The sequence below is a fragment of the uncultured Gordonia sp. genome, assembly GCF_937858515.1.
Classification (GTDB): domain Bacteria; phylum Actinomycetota; class Actinomycetes; order Mycobacteriales; family Mycobacteriaceae; genus Gordonia.
The window spans coordinates 1-2,621 of the sequence record NZ_CALLZT010000158.1 but is presented as its reverse complement, the minus strand read 5'-3'; the positions used below and the strand labels follow the sequence as shown (position 1 = coordinate 2,621).

The window sequence follows — 2,621 nt, the reverse complement described above, 5'->3', positions numbered from 1 at the left end:
GCCTAGATGGTTGATTCCTTGGACGCGGTCAGTGGTCGTACGCGATCAGGGATCGTTTGGTGGTGATGCCGGTGGTCCAGTTGTGCCAGATGCCGGCGGACATCGCCAGGAGGCGTTGACTCACTCGGGCGAACACTCCGTGGGTGGTCCGGCCGCCGTGTTTCTCCAGGCCGAGCTGCCCTTTGAGGGTCTGGTTGACCGATTCGATCCACTGCCGCACCCCGCCGAGGTTGCCGTTGCGGTAGGTCTCGTCCTTGCGGTCCGGGCGCAGCAACCGCAGGCCCATCGCGGCGGTTGTGGCAGCGAACGTCTTTCCGGAGAAGCCCTTGTCGGCGAGCAGCACCTGCCCGGAGCGGATGAGGTGGTGATCGCGTTCGAGCAGCGCGGTCACCACCTCGCGTTCACCGATCTTCGGATGCGCCAGGCACCACATGATCGGCATCCCGTCGCCGGCGCACACCAGATACAACTTCAAGCCCCAGTAGAAACGCGAGTGCGACGCGCAGTAGCCGTATCCGGCGTGCCCGGCCAGGCCGGACCGCTTGACCGTTTCCCTTGACATGCCACACGGAACCGGGGTGGCGTCGGTGATCCACAGGTCGTCGAACCACGACGGTGAGAGCCGTGCCACCGCCTGAATTGTCTTGCACAGCAACCCTCGTGCAGCCCTGACACGCTTGTTGTAGTCGGACTGGCCCGGCAGATACGGGAACAGTGCGCGCAGTTGCTCGTTGCCGTGGACGTGCCGGATCCAACGCCGTTCACTGTCGAACCCGAGCAACACCTGCGCTACCGCGAGCGTGAGCAGTTCGGCATCGGAGAGCAGCGGGCGCCGGCCGCGTCCCGAGCGGGGTTCGACGACGTGGTCGTCGATGAGGACATAGAGTTCAGTCAGGAGGGTTTCGAGTTCTTTCGTCACACATTGATCTTGAAGCCCTCCGCCTACCTCGTTGCCGACGGCACCTTCAAGGAATCAACCATCTAGTGGTCATCTCCGTTAGTTCGTCGGGGGTCACGCCGCTTGGCGGAGGGTGCCGTCGTTGTTGAGTCGGTTGAGGTGGCGGTTGAGGTGGTCGCGGGTGTATTTCCAGCCGAAGGGTTCAGCGTTCTGGTTGTAGCGGTCCTCGAAGGCGAGGATTCGTTGCGCGAGGTCATCGAGGTCGGTGAAGTCGCCGGTGGTGATGGCTTTGCGTTGCAGGATCGAGAAGTAGATCTCGACTTGGTTGAGCCACGAAGCGTGTACGGGCAGGTGCACCAGGACCGCGCTGGGGAACGCCTCACGCATCCGGTCGATCGATGCCTGCCCGGCGTGGGAGGAACCGTTGTCGACGATCCAGAACACCCGCTTCGCTGAGGCATACGGTTCCTGGGTCATCACTTGTTTCACGAGGTGGGTGAACGGCACGATCCCGGTCTTCGGTGCTGTCATTCCATGCACCTGGGCGTGGTGGACGTCGTAGGCAGCGAAGTAGGCCAGCGTGCCACCGCGGCGGTACTCGAACTCGACTCTGCGTGGTTGCCCTGGTGCCGCGGGTGTTTCGGGGTGACGCCGCCTGAGGGCTTGCAGCTGGGACTTCTCATCGGCGCTGATCACGTATTCATCAGCGCCGAGCTCGACACCGTTGTACTGCCGTTGGTACAGGTCCAGCACCGGACTTGCTTTGACCGCGAAGTCGGGGTCGCGGGGAAAGATCCAGGACCGATGCTGCCACGGCTTGATCGCATCGGCGGCCAACCACCGGCCGATCGTGGACGGCGAGACTGGCCGCACCAGCCCGGCCGCAACCGCGTGTGTGCTGAGTTCGGCGGTCGACCACCTCGTTAACGGCAGATCGTGGTCGGCCGGTCGCGTGCACGCGAGTGCTTTGACCTCTGCAACCTCGACCGGGGTGAACACCGGTGGCCGCCCTGATCGGGGCCGGTCCTTAAGCCCGTCAAGACGCTGCACGCAGAAGCGATGTCGCCAGCGGCGGGCGGTGTCCTCGCAGACCCCCACGTCGCGGGCAATCTGGGCGTTCGCGACACCGTCAGCAGCAGCGAGCACGATCCGGGCACGCAGCAGATCGCGATGGGGGCATTTCGCGGCGTTCGCGCGGCGTGTCAGGACATGTCGTTCTTCATCGGTGAGGACCACGACGTCAGCACTGGTGAGAGTCACATCCATTTCTGACGCTCCGAGCCGCCGGAGGCCAAGACGCCACGCCGACACCGAACAGATCAAGGCAGCACATGACGATGCCACGATGATGAGAATCATGGCGAAGATCCCCGACTCGACCCAGACCTCGCTACGGCAAAAGCTCCTGGCCCGCGCCGCCGAACGCTGGCCCCAGATCCAGACCCTGCACACCCGCTACCGTGCGGGGTTCGCCTACATCGACGCCACCCTCACCGACGGCGAGGAGGTGAAGCTATGCCGGCTGCGCTACGCCGGATCGGCCAACCAATGGGGCTTCGCGATCTACCGCGCCAGCCACAACGACTACGAACAAGCCGTCCTCCCCACCGGCTGGCCCTCAGGCACCCCCGAGCAAGCCCTCGACACCGCCTGCGGCCTCTACCTCAACGACCCCACCACCTGGCTCCCAGACCCCCGACGAACTAACGGCGATACCCACTAG

Annotated in this window: 3 protein-coding genes; 1 reads left to right on the top strand and 2 read right to left on the bottom strand. The window is 64.4% G+C overall.

From position 1 onward, the window contains the following. Window positions 1-28: 28 nt before the first annotated feature. Together Q0627_RS15265 and Q0627_RS15260 are read right to left on the bottom strand one after the other, a co-directional pair. Window positions 29-919: an IS982 family transposase gene (locus Q0627_RS15265; RefSeq protein ID WP_213244400.1), complete on the bottom strand. Its 891-nt coding sequence runs from the start codon at window positions 917-919 to the stop codon at window positions 29-31. Between the two features lie 93 nt (window positions 920-1,012). After that, window positions 1,013-2,164 carry an IS630 family transposase gene (locus tag Q0627_RS15260; RefSeq protein ID WP_246221877.1) on the bottom strand — a complete coding sequence of 384 codons (1,152 nt, stop codon included), beginning with the start codon at window positions 2,162-2,164 and terminating at the stop codon, window positions 1,013-1,015. Window positions 2,165-2,255: 91 nt separating this feature from the next. On the opposite strand from Q0627_RS15260, the gene Q0627_RS15255 reads away from it, so the two are divergent. Next, window positions 2,256-2,621: a hypothetical protein gene (locus Q0627_RS15255; protein ID WP_213243997.1), complete on the top strand. Its 366-nt coding sequence runs from the start codon at window positions 2,256-2,258 to the stop codon at window positions 2,619-2,621.

Coding starts and splice junctions, on each gene's coding strand:
- Q0627_RS15260 (WP_246221877.1), bottom strand. CDS start 2,164: ATGGATGTGACTCTCACCAGTGCTGACGTCGTGGTCCTCACCGATGAA.
- Q0627_RS15255 (WP_213243997.1), top strand. CDS start 2,256: ATGGCGAAGATCCCCGACTCGACCCAGACCTCGCTACGGCAAAAGCTC.